This window comes from Pseudomonas cannabina (assembly GCF_900100365.1).
In the GTDB taxonomy this organism is placed as follows: Bacteria; Pseudomonadota; Gammaproteobacteria; order Pseudomonadales; family Pseudomonadaceae; genus Aquipseudomonas; species Aquipseudomonas cannabina.
In genome coordinates this window covers 3,095,990-3,114,883 of sequence record NZ_FNKU01000001.1, presented here as the reverse complement: position 1 = coordinate 3,114,883, position 18,894 = coordinate 3,095,990, and the positions used below count along the sequence as shown (strand labels likewise).

Below are 18,894 nucleotides of genomic sequence, written 5' to 3'. Positions count from 1 at the left end.
TCCTAAATGCGGCACTCCGTTGCAAACGATATCGCCACCATCAGCCGAATCAGTGCTGTGCCGGCCATTTTGCAGGTCATCACTGAATCCACTGGCCTGGGTTTCGCTGCTATCGCGCGCGTCACGGAAAGTTCGTGGACCGCCTGCGCCGTACGGGACAACCTCAATTTTGGTCTGGAGCCCGGCGGCGAGCTGGAGCTGACCAGCACCATTTGTCACGAGATACGCAGTTCTCATCAGCCGGTGGTGATTGATCATGTGGCTCAGGATGCGCTGTTCTGCGAGCATCACACTCCACGGCTGTACAACTTTCAAAGCTATATTTCGGTGCCGGTGTTTCTTACCGATGGCAGCTTCTTCGGCACGATCTGCGCGCTGGACCCCAAGCCCGCGAAACTCAACGGTACGCCCATTCAGGCCATGATGGTGTCGTTCGCGCGTCTGCTGGCCTTGCAGATCGAGGCTCAGGAAAGCATGCAGCAGGTGCAGGCCGACTTGCTGGCAGAGCGCGAAGTGGCCGAGCTGCGCGAGCAGTTCATTGCCGTTCTCGGTCATGACCTGCGCAATCCGTTGTTTGCCATCACGGCCAGCGCCGAGCTGTTGCAGCGCCATACGCCGGACGAAAAAACCCTGCAGATCGCCCGGCACATCCTTACGTCAGGCAAGCGCGCATCCCAGTTGGTGGATGACGTGCTCGATTTTGCCCGTGGCCGAATGGGGCACGGCATCCCGCTGAGCATTCACGATGCCGAAGGCCTGGACAACACGCTTGAGCACGTGGTGTCGGAGATACAGCGGGTCTATCCGTCGCGATTGATCGAGTCCGGCATTGGCAGGCTGGAGCGCATTCGTTGCGACCACGAGCGGATCGCGCAACTGCTCTCGAATCTGGTCTCCAATGCGATCACCCATGGCGATGCCGACAGCCCGGTGCAGGTCGCAGCAGAGGTGCAAGGTGAGCTGTTTCTGCTCAGAGTGACCAATCAGGGTGAGCCAATCCCCGAATGTGTTCGCTCGCGACTGTTCCAGCCTTACTCGCGGCCGGTGACGGACGCGCCTCAGGCCGGGCTGGGTCTGGGGCTGTACATCGCCAGCGAGATTGCCCTGGCTCATGGGGGCACGCTGAGCGTGTGCTCAACCCGTGAGCAGGGCACGATTTTTACATTCAGCATGCCGCTCAATTCAGCGAAAACAGCTTTCTGAACTGACCGATCATTGCTCGCAGCCCCTGACGTTCTGCACGTCAAACCGCTCCGAATCCGCCTTCTGCCTGGCTCTGCACTGATGGGCGTTGGCAGAAGCCGACCATTCTTGTTACAAACTCTCGCACCGCTTTGCTTGCTCATCGGGATCGCCCGGTCGAACCTGACGGCTCATCTGTCATCCAACACCCGAGTCTTCACCGTTTCGCAGAGGTCATGATGAACAGTTTTGCGCGCAATATCGTCTGGATCGTGCTCGGCGTGTCAGCGAGTGTCAGTGTCGCCCAGGCACAAACCCTGCCGAACAGCACGCTGAACAACGGTGCCAGCAGCAACTCCACTGACGGTCCGATCCGTCGGGCCAACCCCAACAGCCGTCAGGGGACCGAATCGAGTACACCGCCCGGCCGCGCGCCGAACATTGCGCCGCCGGTGCGCAGGCCGACGCTGGAAAACGGCGGTATCGGCAATGGTCAGCCATCCCGCCAGACGACACCGCGTCCTGCCACGCCTTCGATTTCACCTCCACCTTCACTTCAGCGCGACAACTGAATCATCAAAACCGCGTGCCCCTTGTCAGGCGGCGCGCCCACTCAATGCATAAGGAATCGCCCATGTTGAGAAAAACCCTGATCGCGACACTGTGTACGGCGGCCATATTGAGCCTGCCACTGACTGCCGGCGCCGCTACAGAGAACTACAAAAGCGAGCTGGGCACCGTCACTGTCAGCCAAGTGGCTGGCGGCTTGAATCATCCATGGGCCGTGGCCTTCCTGCCCGATAAGAAAGGCATGCTGGTCACCGAGCGTTCCGGCAATCTGCGGCTGGTGACGGCCGACGGCAAGTTGTCGGCACCTCTCTCAGGCGTGCCGGAAGTGTGGGCGCAGAAGCAGGGCGGTTTGCTCGACGTGGTGCTGTCTCCGGACTTCGCCAAAGACCGGATGGTTTACCTGACGTATTCCGAAGGCAACGGCAAAACCGCTGCCGAGGGCGACAAAGCCGGCACAGCCGCAGGACGAGGCCGCCTGTCCGCTGACATGACCAGGCTGGAAGGATTTGAAAAGATCTTCACCCAGGAACCAAAACTGTCGGTCGGCAACCACTTCGGCGCGCGGCTGGTCTTTGACCGGGACGGTTACCTGTTCATCGCACTGGGCGAGAACAATAATCGCCCGACGGCCCAGGACCTCGACAAACTGCAAGGAAAGGTCGTGCGCCTCAATGCGGACGGCGGTGTACCGAAAGACAACCCGTTCGTTGGGCAGAAAAATGTACGTCCGGAAATCTGGTCCTATGGCCACCGTAACCCGCAAGGTGCGACCCTCAACCCGTGGACGGGTACGTTGTGGCTGGACGAGCACGGCCCCAAAGGCGGCGATGAGGTGAATATCGTCGAGCGTGGGCAAAACTACGGCTGGCCGCTTGCCACGCACGGCATTGATTACTCGGGCGTGCCGATTTCCGAGGCCAAAGGCAAGTTTGTAGAAGGCACCAAGGTACCGTTTCAGGTCTGGGAGCAATCGCCGGGGGTGAGCGGTATGGCGTTTTATGACCACAACCAGTTCAAGGCGTGGGATCACAGCCTGTTCATTGGCGCGCTGGCGACTGAAGAGTTGATTCGCTTGCAGTTCGATGGCGACAAGATCGTCCATGAAGAACGTATGCTCAAAGACATGAAGCAGCGCATACGCGATGTGCGTCAGGGGCCTGACGGGTATCTGTACTTGCTGACCGATGATGACAATGGAAGTGTGTTGAAAGTGGGTTTGGCTAAATAACCAAGTTTCAATCGTAAGAAAAAGAAAATTCCCACAAGAGTGTGGGAATTTTCTTTATATCGTTGACGAGTTGGGTGACAGGATCAATTGTCCTTGGCGTCACGCACAACTTCACCGGTCTTGGCGTCAACGTCGTAGTTCCACTCGGTTCTGTCTTTGGTGTTTTTCAATTCGATCTGATAAACGAGACGACCGGCGCGGTCTTTGTCCAGTTCTGTGTCGTGGATGGTGAATCCTGGGTGCTTGGCCAGTGCCTGCTTGTTTAACTGTTCGAAATCGCCGACAGTGCCAGCCTTGTGCAGGCGAACGACTTCATCAGGGCCGATATCGGCTTGGGCAACTCCGGCAGCAGCGGTTAGAGTAGCGGCAGCGAAGAGGGCAGAGATAAGTTTCATGACATTTCCTTCGGGTTGATCTGTTTTAATGGATATGTGATGCGTTGATGGGGTCCGCTTTCTTGTTGAAGCCAGATTAACCATGCAGACTTAATCCACCCTTAATTATCCGTGTGCGCCTTTCTTTTTGTCCATGAGCCTGTCGCCTGCTTCGTAAGTATAATTTTCCAGCGCAATGCTTGCTGCCAGCTTGGCACGTCAGGCTTGAAAAAAACCACCGTTGAACGTAAAAGGTGGCCCCCTGCCGGAAGGTGCCTCGCGGCTGTCCAGGCCAGCCCCTTCGGAGTCATCCCCATGAGTACGCCCTACCGACCAGCGTTGCGATTCGCCCGGCGTCTGTTGCCCTTGAGCATGGCCGTCGCCTCGCCAGTGCTGGCGGCCGAGGCTGTGAATCTGGAGGCGGTCAATGTGACGGGGCGCAGCGATCAGGACAGCGCCACTGACTACCAAGCCAATCGGGCGACGATTGCCGGGTTTGATCAGGCCTCGTTGCTGGACACGCCCGCGTCGGTATCGGTCTTTACCGAAGCTTTGCTCAAGGATCGTCAGCCCAGGCTGCTGAGTGACGTACTGCGTAACGACGCCTCGGTGGGTGACGGCTACGCGCCGGTGGGCTACTACGAAAATTTTGTGGTGCGCGGGTTCGCTCTGAGCGCGGCCAATAGTTACCGCATCAATGGCCGAAGCATCACCGGTGAGCAGAACGTAGCACTGGAAAACAAACAGCAGGTCGAATTGCTCAAGGGCCTGTCCGGTGTGCAGAGTGGCGTGTCAGCGCCGGGTGGCGTGATCAACTATCAGACCAAACGGGCGCAGGACGTGCGGTCGGTCACGGTGTCCACCAACGAACACGGCGAGCGTTATCTGGCGACCGACCTCGGCGGCTGGTTTGGCAGCGAGCAACAGTTCGGACTGCGCGCCAACCTCGCCCATGAAGACATCCGCTCTTATGTGCAGCACGCTGATGGCCAGCGCGATTTCGCGTCGCTGGCGTTCGACTGGAACATCAGCGAGCGCGCCTTGCTGCAACTCGACGTCGAATACCAGACCAGAGAGCAGCGTTCGGTGCCGGGCTATCAACTGCTCGGTGGAACGACGCTGCCCCACGATGCGTCGCCGCGCAAGCTGTTGGGTTATCAGCGCTGGTCCAACCCGGTCGGGATCGATTCGCTGAACCTGAACGGTCGCTTCGAATACCGCTTCAGCGATGCCTGGAAGGGCAGCCTCAGCGCCTCGCGCAGCCGGGTGGTGATCGACGACTACAGCGCTTTCGCGTGGGGCTGCTACGGTTCGGCCAGTTGCGCGGCAGAGGCGGTGCCCAATCACTTCAGCGCCGAGGGCGGCTACGATATCTATGACTTTCGCAGCCCGGATGACACGCGTCGCAACGACGAAGTCGAGGCCGCGATGTCCGGCACGTTCACGACCGCTTCGCTCGAACATGAGCTGACGTTCGGCACCAGTGCCTATCGGCGCACGGTGGACACGCGTGGCACGTTCAACGAGTTGGTTGGCTCGGGCAACATCAACCAGTCGCCGGAAGCCGTTGCACCGTCGACCAAGGCCCTGCCGTCGACCGAACGCCGTCTGGACAGTCGTCAGTACGGGGTGTTCGTCACTGACAGGATCAGCTTCAACGAACACTGGCAGACTGTGCTGGGCGGTCGCCAGGTGCGGCTTGATGAACAGGCGTTCGCCGAGGATGGCAGTGATGCGCGGTATACCGAGCGTTCGGTATTCCTGCCTCAGGCGGCGTTGATCTACAAGCCGGTAGACAACCTTTCGCTCTACACCAGCTACAGCAAGGGCCTGACACTGGGCGGAACTGCCGCATGGTTCACCCGCAATGCCAGCGAAATCCTCGCGCCGACCGTGTCGAGGCAACTGGAGGCGGGCATCAAATACGACTGGCAGCGCCTGAGCCTCACGGCTGCGCTGTTTCAGGCACGGCAGGCGTATCAGTATTCCAGGCCCAACGATGACGGCACCTTTACCTATGTTCAGCAGGGCGAACAGAAGAACACCGGGCTGGAGCTCGGCGCCAGCGGTTGGGTGACTGAACGTCTGCAACTCTCGGCCAGTGCGGCGGCCATTCGCGCACGCGTCGAAGGCAGCGGCACCGAGGCTTATGACGGCCATCAGGCGCTGAACGTGCCCAGATACCGCGCCGCCGTGCAAGCCGATTACAGCCTGCCGATCCGCGGTCTGGCGCTGCTTGGCGGTGTGCAATACAGCGCGAGCAAATATGCCGACCGCGCAGGAACGGTGCAGGTCAATGACTATGCGCTGTTCAACGCAGGCAGCCGTTACAGCACCCGAATCAGCGGCTACGACACCGTCCTGCGCCTGACCGTGGACAACCTGTTCGACAAGCGCTATTGGCGCGATGCCGGTGAATACCTGGGCGACGACTACCTGTTCATGGGGGCACCCAGAACGGCCAGACTGTCGGCCACCGTCAACTTTTGAGCGGATAGACCGTACTGGTACGCGGAGCGTCCTGAACGGCCTATATCCTCGAACACACCTCAGTTCCGTATCAGTGGGCCTGCAAGCTTTGCTATTCTTCGCGCCCTGCGAGCGCCGGGCGCTCTTTTCAGCCATGTTTCGGAAGCTTCATGACGGTCATCGTACAGCCCACTCCGCAGCCCTTCAGCAAAGCCGATTACAAGACCCTGAGCCTTGCGGCGTTGGGCGGGGCGCTGGAAATCTACGATTTCATCATTTTCGTGTTCTTCGCCCTGACCCTCAGCCAGCTGTTCTTTCCACCGGACATGCCCGAGTGGCTGCGTCTGCTGCAAAGCTTCGGAATCTTTGTCACCGGCTACCTGGCACGTCCATTGGGCGGAATACTGATGGCGCACTTTGCCGATCGACTGGGACGCAAGCGAGTGTTCAGTCTCAGTATTCTGATGATGGCTCTGCCTTGTTTGCTGATTGGTGTCATGCCCACCTACGCACAGATCGGTTACTGGGCACCGCTGGTGCTGCTGACGCTGCGTATTCTGCAAGGTGCCGCCGTGGGCGGTGAAGTGCCAAGCGCATGGGTGTTCGTCGCCGAGCATGCGCCCGAGGGCCGTCGCGGCTACGCACTGGGCGTGTTGCAAGCGGGCCTGACGTTCGGTTATCTGCTGGGCGCGCTCACCGCCGCCTGGCTGGCACGGGTCTTCAGCCCGGCAGAGATCCTCGACTGGGCATGGCGTATACCGTTCCTGCTCGGCGGTCTGTTCGGTGTAGTGGGTGTCTGGCTGCGCCGCTGGCTGAACGAAACGCCAGTATTCATCGCGATGCACGCCCAACGCGAACATCAGGCAGGGCTGCCGTTGGGCCATGTGCTGCGTGATCACCGGCAATCCCTGCTGCCTGCGGCACTGCTGACATTCGTACTTACCTCCGCAGTGGTCGTGCTGGTGGTGATTACCCCGACCGTCATGCAACAGCGTTTCGGTATCAGCGCCGGCGACACCTTCGCGCTGAGCGCCATCGGCATCGTGTTTCTCAACATCGGCTGCGTGCTGGCGGGGAGGCTGGTCGACCGAATCGGTGCGTGGCGTGCGGCCAGGATCTACAGCCTGTTGATGCCGATGGGTATCGGCGTGCTGTACGCCAGCCTCATCGAGCAGTGGCTGCCCCTCGGCGTTGCCTACGCGATTGCCGGGATGGCGTGCGGTATTGTCGGTGTGGTGCCTTCGGTGATGATCGGGCTGTTCCCGGCGAGCATTCGTGTTTCGGGCATCTCCTTCACCTACAACATCGCCTACGCGCTCTGGGCCAGCACAACGCCACTGATGCTGATCGCGCTGATGCCCTGGAATATCTGGGTCTGCGTGTTGTACAGCTTCATCATGGGCATCACAGGGTTGCTCACTGCTACGGTGTACGGCAGACGTCGGAACATAAAGGCTGCGTAGTCAAGAAAAACGAAAAGTTCCGCAAGTTCCTCTGTGTAATTGTAACAACTGATTGTAATTCTCATTGCGCAAGTTTATCTTGCGGCTGTCCGCCTATGCGTTGCTTTTAACTTGGTCTGCTCTAGCTGTGCTATAGCAAACGGGTCAGCTTGCGCCTTTTTGTGGGGATCGCGAAATAATAATATAGGGGTTTTCCGTATTTTCTGTAGGAAGTTTCCTTATGTTGAGATTTTAAGACTACGTTAATTTTTTGATCAGGGTATTCGTCATAGAGCGTCATGGAGAGGTGTACGGATAATGGAAGAAATAAACCTAAATAAAACGAACTCTGTGCCGATTTATTCTTTAAGTCATGGGCTGCAAGTGTAGGACTGATCTTACAAATTGTCTTTGGGCAAAATGATGGCAAGAGGGAATATCATGTGGGTGACGATGAGAGAACAAGAGGTTCTAGACCTGTTGCTGCAGGGCTTCACGAACAAGGAAATCGCCAGGCAGCTCAGTATCAGCGGCTATACAGTACGCGATCACGTGTCTTCGCTGCTCAGAAAAAATCAGGTCAGAACCCGCGCCGAGCTTATGGCTCGCTGTGTATCGCTATTGATACCGATAAAAAATACGCCACCCCCTACATCTGTCGGATTGTGCAATGAGCGGGCTCATACATAATGTGTCTTGAAATAAGCGCTACTTATTAAAGCGCTCAGTATCTCCGGACACTGCCCACTGCATCGATAAAAAGCATGTTGCTTCCTGGTGGTTACAGGGTTGGCCCTCTGTCTGGCTGTCTGTACAAAGGGATGAGTACAAAAACCAAATAATAAAGGAGTCATTCATGACTGTTTGTCTGCGTCAAAGCGAGTCAGTATCCGATCAGTCAATGCGATTGGACCCTTACCGATCCGGCCTGAATCTGACAACAGAGTTTCAGCAACTGGCGACGCGACAATCCGCGCTCCCGGTCCCTCAGTTGGTGGAGCAACAGGCAGCGTTGTCGGGCCCCGCAGGTCTTTTTGTAAAACTCTCCCGTCAGCTCCGACTGTATGGACGTCAGGCACCTTCGCTCGAAGACCTGGAATGGTTGCGCGGGCGTAAACGTCAGAGCCTGGCCGAGCGTGCCGTCCAGTTCGCGCTGGGTCAGCATTGTCGTCGGCCTGAAGCGGCTAACCCCTTCAAAGGCATGTTGCGAGAAGACCTGTGCTGCATCGTGTTCGACGACCGCTCGTTGCATACACTGGTTGAACGATACGCCGCCCGTGAAGCGCTGCGCCAGCATGACAGCGAATACTTCGTCAAACTGATCGCCACCACACGGGAAACCGTCGAGCGCCGGATTGTCTTCCATGGTCTGCTGGAACACTTCGACAGGCTGTTGCCCATCGAAAAAAGTATCTACCCGCTCCACTATCGGGCTGTCCAGCAGGCGCACCTTGATCATGAAGAAACCCTTTACGGCAAGCTGATACTGGATCAGCCCATCAGTGCACTGCTGAATATGCACTCGCCTGAATGGTTGTTGAATAACCTGTCTTCTTTTGAGCTGTCCATTGATTGGGAGCGTGTGGGGTAGGTGATGACACGGAATGTCAGATATTTGCCGGAAGTGAACGTCATTCAATCTGATGTTGGCAGAAGTCAGCTGGCAAAATTTTTTATAAGTGGATGTTGATTTTTTAATAACCAATTTCAAATGCTGATGAGCGCTAGACCCTTCGGTAACACATTGCTGATTTTGCGAAAATTTGCCGGCGTCAGTGCCTTCACGCGTCAAAAAATATTTTGTTTTTAACTATTGGAGTAACAATGATGAAAAATATAGTGCCTTTGGTTCTATTGTTGGTATCCGCTGCCAGTCAGGCAGCCGATTATTCGGTGACTACAACAAGGACGCCAATAACGATCAATGGACCAAACCATAATGCTTTTCCCGGCACCAATTGAGGTTGGCTGATTATCCCCAAGGCGCGGCTAATAAATCTCGATTACGAAAGCTTTCCTGGACAGCGACATCGTTTCCGGAAAGCGTGGGTGAGCATGCAAATATTTGTTTCAGAAGCGGCGGTGTACATGATTCTGATTGTGTACCTATCACTCCAGGCGTGGCGGGTAGTACTGATAAATTCAATAAATTCGGTTTCAGCTATTCGTCCGATGTAATGATTACGCACAACGCTGAAAGTGGTCCTTGGAAGAGTAAACCTCTAGGGAGGCGCTGATTTATTCGATTTTTCGTCCCTGCAACGCTCTGGAGGCCTTGATTTATCTGGGGGCAACAGCTGGGTTTTAGAATAAATCAGCGTCTCCCTAAGGAGACGCTGAACAATTAACCCGTTCGCACCGTCCCCATTTCCAAGCCGGTTTTTTTCAACCTGCCGGCCTTATTTTACGTTTCTCGAGCAGATTTCTGCCCTCATTTTGCTGAAAGGCGGGCCAGTCCCGCCTTTCAGACGGATTTATCCTGCCGTCTGTTGTAAATACCGCTTGGCCAGCATCAGATTGGCCAACCCAAACAAACTGAACAACTGCGCTGTATTCTTTTCCAGCCCACGGTAGCGAACCTTGCGATGATTGAAGCGCACCTTGATTACCTGGAAGGGGTGCTCGACCTTGGCACGCAGTTGCGCCTTGGCATATTCAATTTTGCGCTTGACCCGATACAGCACGCTGCCTTCGCCGTGCTGCTTGTAACTGCTTGGCCGTTCTGCAATCGACCAGATAACGTCCCGTTCAGCATGCTCCGGTCGCTTGGCCGCACCGGTGTATCCAGCGTCACCCGAAACATAGGTTTCGTCACCGTGAAGCAACTGGCCAACCTGGGTGACATCCGCCACGTTAGCGGCCGTCCCTACTACGCTGTGCACCAGCCCCGACGTGGCGTCTACACCAATGTGGGCCTTCATCCCAAAGTGCCATTGATTGCCTTTCCTGGCCTGATGCATCTCAGGATCACGCTTGCCTTCTCGGTTCTTGACCGAGGGCGGCGCGGCGATCAGAGTAGCGTCGACGATAGTGCCTTCCTTGAGCAGCAGCCCCCGGCTGGCCAGATGCTGGTTAATCGTTTCAAACAGCAGCCGGGTTAGCTGATGGACTTCCAGCAAGCGGCGAAAACGCAGCAAGGTGGTGGCATCCGGTGCAGACTCGCGACCCAGGTCGATACCCATAAAACCGCGGATGGCCTGGCTGTCGTAGACGGCATCTTCGCAACCTTCATCGGAGAAACCGAAACACTGCTGCACGACGTACATGCGCAACATGCGCGACACCCCTATCGCAGGGCGTCCGCGCTTGCCTGCGGTGTTGCTATAAAACGGCGCCACTTGCGCCTCCAGCAGGGCCCAGGGCACCAACTGTTCAAGGTCAGCCAGGAAGCGATCTCGGCGAGTCTGCTTTTTCTTGCCGGTATATTCGAGTTCGGAGAAGGTCTTCTGCACGCGCGTAACGCTCACGGAGAGGGAGGCTGTTGAAGGAACTTAGTGTGCCAAGGGTGGGGACAGTTGGCTATTTTTGCAGCGCCTCCCTAGGGAGACGCTGATTTATTCTAAAACCCAGCTGTTGCCCCCAGATAAATCAAGGCCTCCAGAGCGTTGCAGGGACGAAAAATCGAATAAATCAGCGCCTCCCTAGGGGCTGAAACAGTCACCTTCCATTTGTCTTACTGATTGCTAATCCCTGGCGATAATCGCCAGGGTTTTAACTGGCAGGAGCCAACGTTATGCGAGCTATAAGTTCTGGAGCAGAAGCACTGATAATCGCGCAACAACTCGACGATAAAAGGGCAGTGAAGAATGTGTCTGTGTCTGCGTCTGCCAGCACATTACTCCGATCAAATCCCCCTGATTCTGCAGTGAGCATCAGTGGTCAGGCCCTTCTCAAACATAGAGTGTTCGGACTTGCGGACCCCGGTCTTTCTGCGCCCCTTCTGGGTAAAGCCGAATGCGGAACGTCCATGCCTCAAGCCTCTTTTTTAACCCGGGATGACCGAAGATTACTTGGCGACGTCTATGAGTGGGCGGATGACCAAGGCGCAGACTTGGGCTATGTCGACGACCTGGCTTTCGCGCTGGCGTCGTATAGAGAGAAAGACGATGGAAGAATATGGTCTCGCCATAACCAAGGCAACGTATATGACATGGAGGGGCACAAGGTTTTCTACAGTTTTACCGATCAGCACGCGGTCACGGCCAAGCGTATTGTCGAGGGCGAGGGGTTAAAAACGACGCGTCTGGATCAGGGGTTTATTCGCTTTATCACTGACAAGGATTACGGATCCCTTGGCCACAACAATTTTGAATTCATGGAAAAAGTGATCAACAGGTTTTCAACGGCGGGGGAACGCGATCAGCCATTGGGCGCAGATTTCGCTACGTATAAAAGTCAGAAAAACGACTACATCAGAACCTTGTCCAAAGAAAAATACACCCCCGGCGAAGGTGACACTCGCGAAACACTATCGGCAAAGAAAACCAGCAAACCCAAGGAATTAACCCTGGAAAGCCTGCGGTCCGACATGCGCGAAACTTTCCTGAAGGCAATGGGCTTCAAGAGTTTCTCATCCCTGTTCGATAGGTTGCTCAAGGGCCAGCGTTGAACGATCAGGCCTTGGCCCCAAGCGTCTGTCGTTCCGATGGCGCATCCTGAGCATTGACCACCCGGTTGCGGCCGGTACTTTTGGCGAAGTACAGCGCTTTGTCTGCTTCATGCAGCCAGGTCGAGGCGTCGGTCAGTTCAGGAGTATAAACGGCGATGCCAATGCTCAGGCTGACCCTGAGTTCACAGTGCAGGGCGTAGGTGAACTCGTCGATTGCCTGACGCAGGCGTTCGAGGATTTCCTCCGCCTGCCGCGAACTGGTGTCCGGCAGAATGACGCAAAACTCGTCGCCGCCACAGCGTCCGATCAGGTCGGTATCGCGCAGATTCTCGACCAGCGCTTCGCTGATATTCTGCAACACCGTGTCGCCTACAAGGTGGCCGTAGGTGTCGTTGATGATCTTGAAATGATCGATGTCGATCAAGGCGATCACGCACTGGCGATGCAGGCTGCGGCTTTTGGCGAACTCCAGATCGAGCAGGTCTTTCCATGAGCCGTGATTGAGCAGGCCGGTCAGGCTGTCGGTGCGGCTGAGTTTGCGCAGGATGTTCCGGTGCTCCCAGAGCTTGAGCGTGACCTGATGGCTCAGCCAGCCCACGAAGACCGGATAGACGACCAGTACCGGGAGGCAGGCGTAGATCTGCGTCATGTTGCTGTGCGGGTCGACGACCGGATTGAGCAGCGCCATCCCGATCAACACGCCCAGTGCCTGGGCACAAAGCCCCTGAAGCATCAAGCGTGGTCCGGCAGCGGCCATGTTGTGCATGGCCATCATCGCGAGCAACGTCACGCCGGGGAGCACACTGAACCCCATCGCGGCTACCCAGAACCCGCCCGTGCACGAGTCGAGCAACAGATTGCGCCATTCGGCCTGATAAGGTTGGTGTGAGCGTTTGGCAAGTTGATAGGCCAGGTGCGGCCATATCAGTGTATTGAACACTGCCAGCAGCCAGACCCAGTGTGCAGCATTCACGTAGTACAACGACACGGCGACGGTAATAAAGCCAACGCTGACACCGAGTGTTCGCGGGGCATAAATCCGCTTGGCGAATGCCAGTCCCCTGCGGTGATATGTGCTCATAGTTTCTTACCGGACATTACTTTTGAATCGGTCAGAAACCCTTACCCCTCGACCGAGAAGCTGGAGTTTGAGCGTTCAGTAATGGCATGGGAAGATTATTTTGCGAATAAGCGTCAAATATCGACGTATTAAGGCGGGGTATTTGTTTGGGAGTCAAATAACTGACATTTCAGGCGTAAAAGCAGGTTCAAAATTATGACGAAGTATATAAGTCGGATATACATCCGTGCAGTCGGACAGTGTGCCTGCGGTGGAGCAAACACGCTGTCCGGCAAGTACAAGTATCGAGAAAGAGTTACATCGATGCTCTGTGTTGCTGAAGTTTCGTCACCCAGGCAATTGCGATGGCCAGCAGCGCAACCACCGCTGCGACGTAGCCCACTGCATTCAGCCCGAGGTGTTCGATCGTCAGGCCTCCGATGATCGACCCCAGACCTATCCCGGCATTGGCTGCTGACACATTCAGCGTCCCGGCCAGGGCTTGTGCATGAGGAGCGGCTTTCATGACCCGGATCTGACAGATAGGGAACAACGCCGTGTGTGCAATCCCCCAGACCACCAGCACCACGGCCAGCAACGGCAGCGAACCGGCTGCCGGAACGCTGGCCGTCATGCCCAGCGCCAGCAACAGGGCGAAAGCGACCGTCGAACCCAGCGGGCTGCGGTCTACGAAGCGGCCGCCCAATGCGTTGCCGATCAGACCGACTGCGCCGAAGCCCATCAACCACCAGCCCACTTGCGCCGATTCGACACCGGCGATGCGCTCCAGCGTATCGGCCAAATAGGTGTAGGCGCCGAACATCGCAGTGAACAGCAGAATGGACAGCAGCAGATTGGCGAGAAAATGCGGATCACGCAGAATTTTCGCCTGCTCGGCCAGACCGACCTTTGCGGTAGGTTCCAGGCGCGGCATCGACAGCGCAAGCAACAAGGCCATCAGGGCAGACAACAGGGTCAGCGCCCAGAACGCGCCCCGCCAGCCGACCATGTCAGCGAACACAGTGCCGAGCGGTATACCGAACAGCATGGCGGCCGAGATGCCCAGGTAAACCTGCGCCACTGCCTTGCCGGCACGTTTGGGTCCGGCCAGCAGACTGGCGGTTTCGCTCGCGGTGCCCCAGAACACCGGCAAAGCCAGTGCCGGGATGAATCGCGCCAGCGCCAGCACCCAGATATTGCTCGATACCGCCGCGAGGGCGTTGGACGCAGCGAAAATCAGCAGGATGACGATAAACGTCCGTTTCCGGTCCAGGTGCGAAAGCATGGCGGTCAGCGGCGGACCAAAGAGCATCACCGTGAAGGCAAACAGCGTGACGAGCAGGCCTGCAGCGGAGATGGAGATTCCCAGATCGCGGGCCAGTGACGGCAACAGACCGATGATCAGAAATTCAGTGGTGACAATCACGAAGCCCGCCAGCGCGAGAATCGCGATGGACAAACCTGCACCGCTGGAGCTTTCGCTGGCAGTGCGGGAGGCGGTTGTTTCTATCGACGGCATGACACACACCCATTGGAAAGTAAGTCAGCCAGCTTATTGCAGAAATGGTTTCCTATCTTTGGCAAATATTCCGTACATTATGGATTTAAATTCAATAATAGGGGTTCGTGTGCTGTCTACAGATCGCCTCAAGGGCATCGAAACGTTCGTCGCCGTTGCCAATGCAGGCAGTTTTACCGCAGCGGCAGAGCGCTTGAACCTGACCAATTCTGCCCTTAGTAAAAGCGTGGCACGTCTGGAAAATCGCCTTGGCATGCGACTGTTCGAGCGCACTACCCGCAGTCTGGCGCTGACCGAAGAGGGCGCGGCCTATTACGTGGTGTGCACGCGGATGCTCACCGAACTGGAAGACGCCGAAACCGCATTGGCGGCGCAGCGCTCCGAGCCTGCCGGGCAATTGCGTATCGATTTGCCAGCCACCTTTGGTCGCCTGCACGTACTGCCGCTTATTCTCGAATTTGCAGGCCAGCACCCGAAGCTGCGCCCGCGCGTGACCTTCACCGACCGCTTCGTCGACCTGCTTGAAGACGGCATTGATCTGGCGGTACGCATCGGCGGGTCGCAGGTCTGGCCAGCCGGTGTCGCGCATCGTTATCTGGGTACTGAGCGGGTGATCTTCTGCGCGGCACCGGCGTATCTGCATCGACACGGTACGCCAGAGACGTTCGAGGACCTTGCCGATCACGCCTGCATTTTGTTCGGCAGGGGCGATGGCAGTACCAGCCCATGGTTGTTTGTCGACGATCAGGGCCAGGCCGAAGCCCGCGCTGTAGAAGCGCGGCTGGTTATCGGCAACGGTGAAGCGCAGGTTGCGGCGGTCAAGTCAGCCTGGGGTATCGCGCAACTGGCGACCTGGCTGATCAAGGACCAATTGCAGCGCGGTGAACTGGTGGAAATCCTTCCGCAACTGGCTACCGAAGGTCTGGCCCTGCATCTGGCCTGGCCGCGCAGCCGCGAATCCTTGCCCAAGGTGCAGGCGCTGGTTGAACGGCTGTCCGGCGTATTGCGGGTGGATTGAGGGGCGGTGAAACGCTAAGGATGTTTTTGCATCATTGACCGATGACGGTCTTCACCAGTGCCGCGTGCTCTTTTGCATTCTTCGCGTTGGAGACCACGTTCAGCACTGCGGCCCGAGTGCCGGATGCGGTGACAATCGAGGTGCTCAACACCGGCGTGTCACTCATGGTGGCCGAGGTGTCGACCTGACGCACGCCCAGGCCATTTTTCTTGACGATTTTGCGGTCGCCCAGCTTTTTGAAGTCTTTGTAGCCGGTGCTCTGCTGGGCAAGGATTCCGGTTACCAGGCCATCCAGCACCACGCCGTCGTTGTCGCTGGCCTGAACATCCATCGGAATTGGGGTCTCGGTAACGATCAGCACGCGTTTCTCGGTGGCATTGGTGTACAACGCGCCTGATACGCCTTGAGCTTTGGCTTTCGCGTCAATTTCTGGCATTTCGCCCTGTACGAAACCGGCAGGCACGCTAAACGCCAGTTTGCCGCCCAGCAGCGAAACCTTTTGCGCCGCAGTGGCGGGGGCTGCCGCCTGCGGTTTGGTGGCGGCCTGGACGCTGATCATGCTCTGGCAGGCAGCCAGCGCGATGCAAACAACAATGGCCTTGAAACCGAAAGAACGCATGAAAATTCCTTTTTGTCGGGGAATGGACTGAGGCATCGGGTGCCTGCCGTATGGGAGTGGTCAGGCGCCAGGAAAGTGCCTGTAAAGGGCTTATAAAAAAGCGCCCATAAAAAACGGCCAGCCCGATCACTCCGGCTGGCCGTTTTGCTGCGGCGTATTACTTACTCGGCAACCTGCAATTTGCGCGATGCGGTATAGACATAGCGGACCTTCTCGTACTCGAACGGCGAGTTCAACTGACCGTAGCGAAAGCTGGTGACGTAACGACGGTCGACCGCGCGCAGTACGATGATTTCCGGATGGTCGTTGCTGACTTCGGCAACGTTCAGGAAGTTGATCTGGTTTTCAGCCGTGTAGTCGACCAGCATGCCGCCGGTGTCACGCAGGTTCGACGGGCCGAACAGCGGCAATACCAGGTAAGGGCCGGCAGGAACACCGTAGAAACCCAGTGTCTGGCCGAAGTCTTCGGTCTGGCGCGGCAGGCCCATCATGGTGGCCGGGTCCCACAGGCCGGCGATACCGATGGTGGTGTTGAGCAGCAGGCGACCGGTGATGTCCAGCGAGCGTTCGCCCTTGAACTGCAGCAAACTGTTCAGCAGGTTAGGCACGTCGCCCAGGTTGTTGAAGAAGTTGCTCACACCGCTGCGCACGAAGCCCGGCGTCACATAGCGATAGCCATTCACGACCGGCAGGAACACCCACTCGTCAAAGCGATAGTTGAAGTGGTAAACCCGGCGATTCCACGACTCCAGCGGGTCGTAGACTTCCAGGGCGTTAATGGACGCGCGCTCGAACTCGCGCTGATCCAGCCCAGGGTTGAACTGCAGCGACTTCAGTGGCTGAGTGAAACCATCTGCGTCAGTCTGGCGAGCCACGGTGGCGGGGTGCTGAGCCTTGTTGCCGGTGTCCGCGTCAGCGGCCTGAGCGGTGCCTGCGCAGAGCAGGGCGGCAAGGAGTAAAAGACGTTTAGCCACGGAAAAACTCCAGCATGGCGTCGGTGTTGACGCGGTAATTAAGGTTGCCGCAATGACCACCGTATGGATAAACGGTCAGGCGATCGCCGAAGGTCTTGCGCAGAAAGCCCAGATCACCGGAGCCCAGAATCACATCGTCAGCGTTGTGCATGACGGAGATCTTGGTGTTGTTGTGCAGGTAATCCTTGAGTGCATACAGGCTGACCTGATCCACCATCTGTAGCAGACTGCCACCGTCAGTGCGCGCACGCCACATCGGAATGACTTGCTCGGTCAGGTAGCAATCGAAGTCGCATTGCAGGGCACGCTTGAGGAACGGCGTCAGGTTGGTGCCTTCGGAAATCGGAAATTTCGGTGGCGTGATCAAACCGCGACGGTTGATCAGGTCGGAGGTGAAGGCGATATCGGCCGACGCGAAACGGAACGTCGTACCGATCAGCATGGCCATCTGCTCGTTGGTCAGGTGCTGCTTGGACTGCTGGAAGTCGAACAACAGCGCGTCGTTAAGATCGATATAACCTTTTTTCTGGAAATAGCTCGTCAGTTTGGCCAGTACCAGTTCATAGAACGTGGTGGTGTTGTTGATGCCCTTGACGTTGGTCTGCACCAGTTTGTCGAGGTTGGTGATCGACGTGTAGAGGTTGACCGGCGGGTTGAGCAGCAGCACTTTCTTGAAATTGAAGCTGCGGCGGGTCTCGTCGAGCTTGCTGACAAATGCAGCATTCAGCGCCCCGAGGCTGTAACCGGTCAGGTAATAATCGGTCACTGGCAGTTGCGCGTGCTGGGCACGAATGGCCTGCATGACCCGGTAGATGTCCTCAGCGTCTTCCGTGGACACGCCCGGCGTCGCAAAGCGCGAAGCCGAGCTCATGAAGTCGTAGCTGGTCGGCGAGGACAACTGCACGACGTGGTAACCCGCACCGTAATACAGTTTTTTCAGGAATTCGTTGATGGTGCTGTTGTACGGTGCACCTGTACCGGCAATCAGGAAGATCAGCGGTGCAGCATGATCCTGTTCGGCCAGGAGATAGTGCAGCTTCTTAACGGCCCAGAAGTTGTCGGGCAGGGTGAACTCGCGCTCTGGGTGCAGGTTCAGGGTATAGACGTCCTGGTCGATGTCTTCATCATCAGGCAGGTCGGGACGCAGATCGGGCGGCGTACTGGCAATGGTCGCTTCAAACGGATTAGTCAGCGGGTAGCCATAGGTGGCTGGGTCGACATTGGTCGCCAGAGCGGACGCACTTAAACACAAGCCACCTATAACGGTAGCGAAGCGCAGAAAACGGAGCATGACTAAATCCCTTGGGAAAGAAGTGCTGATGAAATACGCAGGCTATGACCAAGGTGTAGTGCCAAAGTGCCGCATCTCACCGGGTAACCGTGTAAATATGACGGAACAATACACGCTCCGGGGATTTTTCAATGCAGATCTGCGGTTTATTTTTTCGCACGCAGCGCAGATTGGCCGCTTTGCTCACGCAGGCGGGGGCTCAACACCGCTACATCCAGTTCCGGGGCGGGTTTTCAAAAGGCGCAAAGCACAAAGGAGAGCCGTGGCTCTCCTCCAATGTGTTTTACCTGCTCTTTTTATTGTTATAGGGCGGCCTGTTATTGTTGTTGGCGACCAATCCCTTTACAGCGTTTTTGTGCGACCCCCAATCAGGGTCAAGAGCAAACGTATTTTTTTGAGCGCTGATTCACTTTAATCATCTGTCTGCACAACAGCTTGATCCCACCGGTTCTGGAGCTACCTGTCGGTAGTTTTATTGTTCTCTGTCCGGTCGCGAGGCCTTTCACTAAGTATCCTCTGAAAAAGCCCATTTTTTTGGA

At 56.8% G+C, this 18,894-nt stretch carries 17 protein-coding genes; 10 read left to right on the top strand and 7 right to left on the bottom strand.

Features of this window, described 5'->3' with window-relative positions:
• Positions 1 to 6 precede the first annotated feature (6 nt).
• From BLT55_RS14650 to BLT55_RS14640, 3 genes are all read left to right on the top strand, one after another.
• Positions 7 to 1,203 (top strand): GAF domain-containing sensor histidine kinase, encoded by a 1,197-nt coding sequence (locus tag BLT55_RS14650; RefSeq protein WP_054999358.1) that lies wholly within the window; start codon positions 7 to 9, stop codon positions 1,201 to 1,203.
• 218 nt (positions 1,204 to 1,421) lie between these two features.
• Positions 1,422 to 1,754, top strand: coding sequence for a hypothetical protein (locus BLT55_RS14645; RefSeq protein WP_007248613.1), 333 nt, complete (start codon positions 1,422 to 1,424; stop codon positions 1,752 to 1,754).
• Between the two features lie 62 nt (positions 1,755 to 1,816).
• Positions 1,817 to 2,980: a PQQ-dependent sugar dehydrogenase gene (locus tag BLT55_RS14640; protein WP_054999357.1), complete on the top strand. Its 1,164-nt coding sequence runs from the start codon at positions 1,817 to 1,819 to the stop codon at positions 2,978 to 2,980.
• An 83-nt stretch (positions 2,981 to 3,063) separates the two neighbouring features.
• On the opposite strand, the gene BLT55_RS14635 is transcribed toward BLT55_RS14640, so the two are convergent.
• Positions 3,064 to 3,375 carry a PepSY domain-containing protein gene (locus BLT55_RS14635; RefSeq protein ID WP_054999356.1) on the bottom strand — a complete coding sequence of 104 codons (312 nt, stop codon included), beginning with the start codon at positions 3,373 to 3,375 and terminating at the stop codon, positions 3,064 to 3,066.
• A 294-nt stretch (positions 3,376 to 3,669) separates the two neighbouring features.
• Here BLT55_RS14635 and BLT55_RS14630 point away from each other — a divergent pair, with 294 nt between their 5' ends.
• From BLT55_RS14630 to BLT55_RS14615, 4 genes are all read left to right on the top strand, one after another.
• Positions 3,670 to 5,844, top strand: a complete 2,175-nt coding sequence (locus tag BLT55_RS14630; RefSeq protein ID WP_054999355.1) for a TonB-dependent siderophore receptor — start codon at positions 3,670 to 3,672, stop codon at positions 5,842 to 5,844.
• A gap of 149 nt (positions 5,845 to 5,993) precedes the next feature.
• On the top strand, positions 5,994 to 7,286 hold the full coding sequence (locus BLT55_RS14625; RefSeq protein ID WP_054999354.1) for an MFS transporter: 1,293 nt from the start codon (positions 5,994 to 5,996) through the stop codon (positions 7,284 to 7,286).
• 399 nt (positions 7,287 to 7,685) lie between these two features.
• The gene (locus BLT55_RS14620; protein WP_042912440.1) at positions 7,686 to 7,955 is read left to right on the top strand and encodes a helix-turn-helix domain-containing protein; all 270 of its coding nucleotides are present in this window, start codon (positions 7,686 to 7,688) and stop codon (positions 7,953 to 7,955) included.
• A gap of 166 nt (positions 7,956 to 8,121) precedes the next feature.
• The gene (locus BLT55_RS14615) at positions 8,122 to 8,856 is read left to right on the top strand and encodes a hypothetical protein (protein ID WP_007248607.1); all 735 of its coding nucleotides are present in this window, start codon (positions 8,122 to 8,124) and stop codon (positions 8,854 to 8,856) included.
• Between the two features lie 883 nt (positions 8,857 to 9,739).
• Here BLT55_RS14615 and BLT55_RS14605 read toward each other — a convergent pair.
• Entirely contained in the window at positions 9,740 to 10,717 is a 978-nt protein-coding gene (locus BLT55_RS14605) for an IS5 family transposase (protein WP_007247761.1), read from the bottom strand.
• A gap of 281 nt (positions 10,718 to 10,998) precedes the next feature.
• Here BLT55_RS14605 and BLT55_RS14600 point away from each other — a divergent pair, with 281 nt between their 5' ends.
• Positions 10,999 to 11,874 (top strand): hypothetical protein, encoded by an 876-nt coding sequence (locus BLT55_RS14600; RefSeq protein WP_055001298.1) that lies wholly within the window; start codon positions 10,999 to 11,001, stop codon positions 11,872 to 11,874.
• Positions 11,875 to 11,878: 4 nt separating this feature from the next.
• Here BLT55_RS14600 and BLT55_RS14595 read toward each other — a convergent pair whose 3' ends face one another.
• Positions 11,879 to 12,955, bottom strand: coding sequence for a diguanylate cyclase (locus tag BLT55_RS14595; protein ID WP_055001299.1), 1,077 nt, complete (start codon positions 12,953 to 12,955; stop codon positions 11,879 to 11,881).
• A gap of 295 nt (positions 12,956 to 13,250) precedes the next feature.
• The gene (locus tag BLT55_RS14590) at positions 13,251 to 14,453 is read right to left on the bottom strand and encodes an MFS transporter (RefSeq protein WP_007248604.1); all 1,203 of its coding nucleotides are present in this window, start codon (positions 14,451 to 14,453) and stop codon (positions 13,251 to 13,253) included.
• Between the two features lie 109 nt (positions 14,454 to 14,562).
• Here BLT55_RS14590 and BLT55_RS14585 point away from each other — a divergent pair, with 109 nt between their 5' ends.
• A complete protein-coding gene (locus BLT55_RS14585) occupies positions 14,563 to 15,471 on the top strand; it encodes a LysR family transcriptional regulator (RefSeq protein WP_055001300.1) in 909 nt (302 codons plus the stop codon).
• Positions 15,472 to 15,502: 31 nt separating this feature from the next.
• Here BLT55_RS14585 and BLT55_RS14580 read toward each other — a convergent pair whose 3' ends face one another.
• The 3 genes from BLT55_RS14580 to BLT55_RS14570 form a co-directional block, all read right to left on the bottom strand.
• Positions 15,503 to 16,090: a DcrB/PsbP domain-containing protein gene (locus BLT55_RS14580; RefSeq protein WP_055001301.1), complete on the bottom strand. Its 588-nt coding sequence runs from the start codon at positions 16,088 to 16,090 to the stop codon at positions 15,503 to 15,505.
• A gap of 161 nt (positions 16,091 to 16,251) precedes the next feature.
• The gene (locus tag BLT55_RS14575) at positions 16,252 to 17,064 is read right to left on the bottom strand and encodes an MlaA family lipoprotein (RefSeq protein WP_007248601.1); all 813 of its coding nucleotides are present in this window, start codon (positions 17,062 to 17,064) and stop codon (positions 16,252 to 16,254) included.
• The gene (locus BLT55_RS14570; protein WP_007248600.1) at positions 17,057 to 18,355 is read right to left on the bottom strand and encodes an alpha/beta fold hydrolase family protein; all 1,299 of its coding nucleotides are present in this window, start codon (positions 18,353 to 18,355) and stop codon (positions 17,057 to 17,059) included. Before BLT55_RS14570 ends, BLT55_RS14575 begins: the two co-directional genes overlap by 8 nt.
• Between BLT55_RS14570 and BLT55_RS32150 the strand changes: the two genes are divergently transcribed.
• Positions 18,354 to 18,770: a hypothetical protein gene (locus BLT55_RS32150; RefSeq protein ID WP_138936812.1), complete on the top strand. Its 417-nt coding sequence runs from the start codon at positions 18,354 to 18,356 to the stop codon at positions 18,768 to 18,770. The genes BLT55_RS14570 and BLT55_RS32150 overlap by 2 nt on opposite strands.
• Positions 18,771 to 18,894: the final 124 nt, after the last annotated feature.

Bases quoted from the DNA above. Each gene is read 5' to 3' on its own strand.
- BLT55_RS14620 (WP_042912440.1), top strand. From the start codon at position 7,686: ATGATGGCAAGAGGGAATATCATGTGGGTGACGATGAGAGAACAAGAG.
- BLT55_RS14635 (WP_054999356.1), bottom strand. From the start codon at position 3,375: ATGAAACTTATCTCTGCCCTCTTCGCTGCCGCTACTCTAACCGCTGCT.
- BLT55_RS14595 (WP_055001299.1), bottom strand. From the start codon at position 12,955: ATGAGCACATATCACCGCAGGGGACTGGCATTCGCCAAGCGGATTTAT.
- BLT55_RS14600 (WP_055001298.1), top strand. From the start codon at position 10,999: ATGCGAGCTATAAGTTCTGGAGCAGAAGCACTGATAATCGCGCAACAA.
- BLT55_RS14645 (WP_007248613.1), top strand. From the start codon at position 1,422: ATGAACAGTTTTGCGCGCAATATCGTCTGGATCGTGCTCGGCGTGTCA.
- BLT55_RS14580 (WP_055001301.1), bottom strand. From the start codon at position 16,090: ATGCGTTCTTTCGGTTTCAAGGCCATTGTTGTTTGCATCGCGCTGGCT.
- BLT55_RS14570 (WP_007248600.1), bottom strand. From the start codon at position 18,355: ATGCTCCGTTTTCTGCGCTTCGCTACCGTTATAGGTGGCTTGTGTTTA.
- BLT55_RS14640 (WP_054999357.1), top strand. From the start codon at position 1,817: ATGTTGAGAAAAACCCTGATCGCGACACTGTGTACGGCGGCCATATTG.
- BLT55_RS14630 (WP_054999355.1), top strand. From the start codon at position 3,670: ATGAGTACGCCCTACCGACCAGCGTTGCGATTCGCCCGGCGTCTGTTG.
- BLT55_RS14625 (WP_054999354.1), top strand. From the start codon at position 5,994: ATGACGGTCATCGTACAGCCCACTCCGCAGCCCTTCAGCAAAGCCGAT.
- BLT55_RS32150 (WP_138936812.1), top strand. From the start codon at position 18,354: ATGACTAAATCCCTTGGGAAAGAAGTGCTGATGAAATACGCAGGCTAT.
- BLT55_RS14590 (WP_007248604.1), bottom strand. From the start codon at position 14,453: ATGCCGTCGATAGAAACAACCGCCTCCCGCACTGCCAGCGAAAGCTCC.
- BLT55_RS14650 (WP_054999358.1), top strand. From the start codon at position 7: ATGCGGCACTCCGTTGCAAACGATATCGCCACCATCAGCCGAATCAGT.
- BLT55_RS14615 (WP_007248607.1), top strand. From the start codon at position 8,122: ATGACTGTTTGTCTGCGTCAAAGCGAGTCAGTATCCGATCAGTCAATG.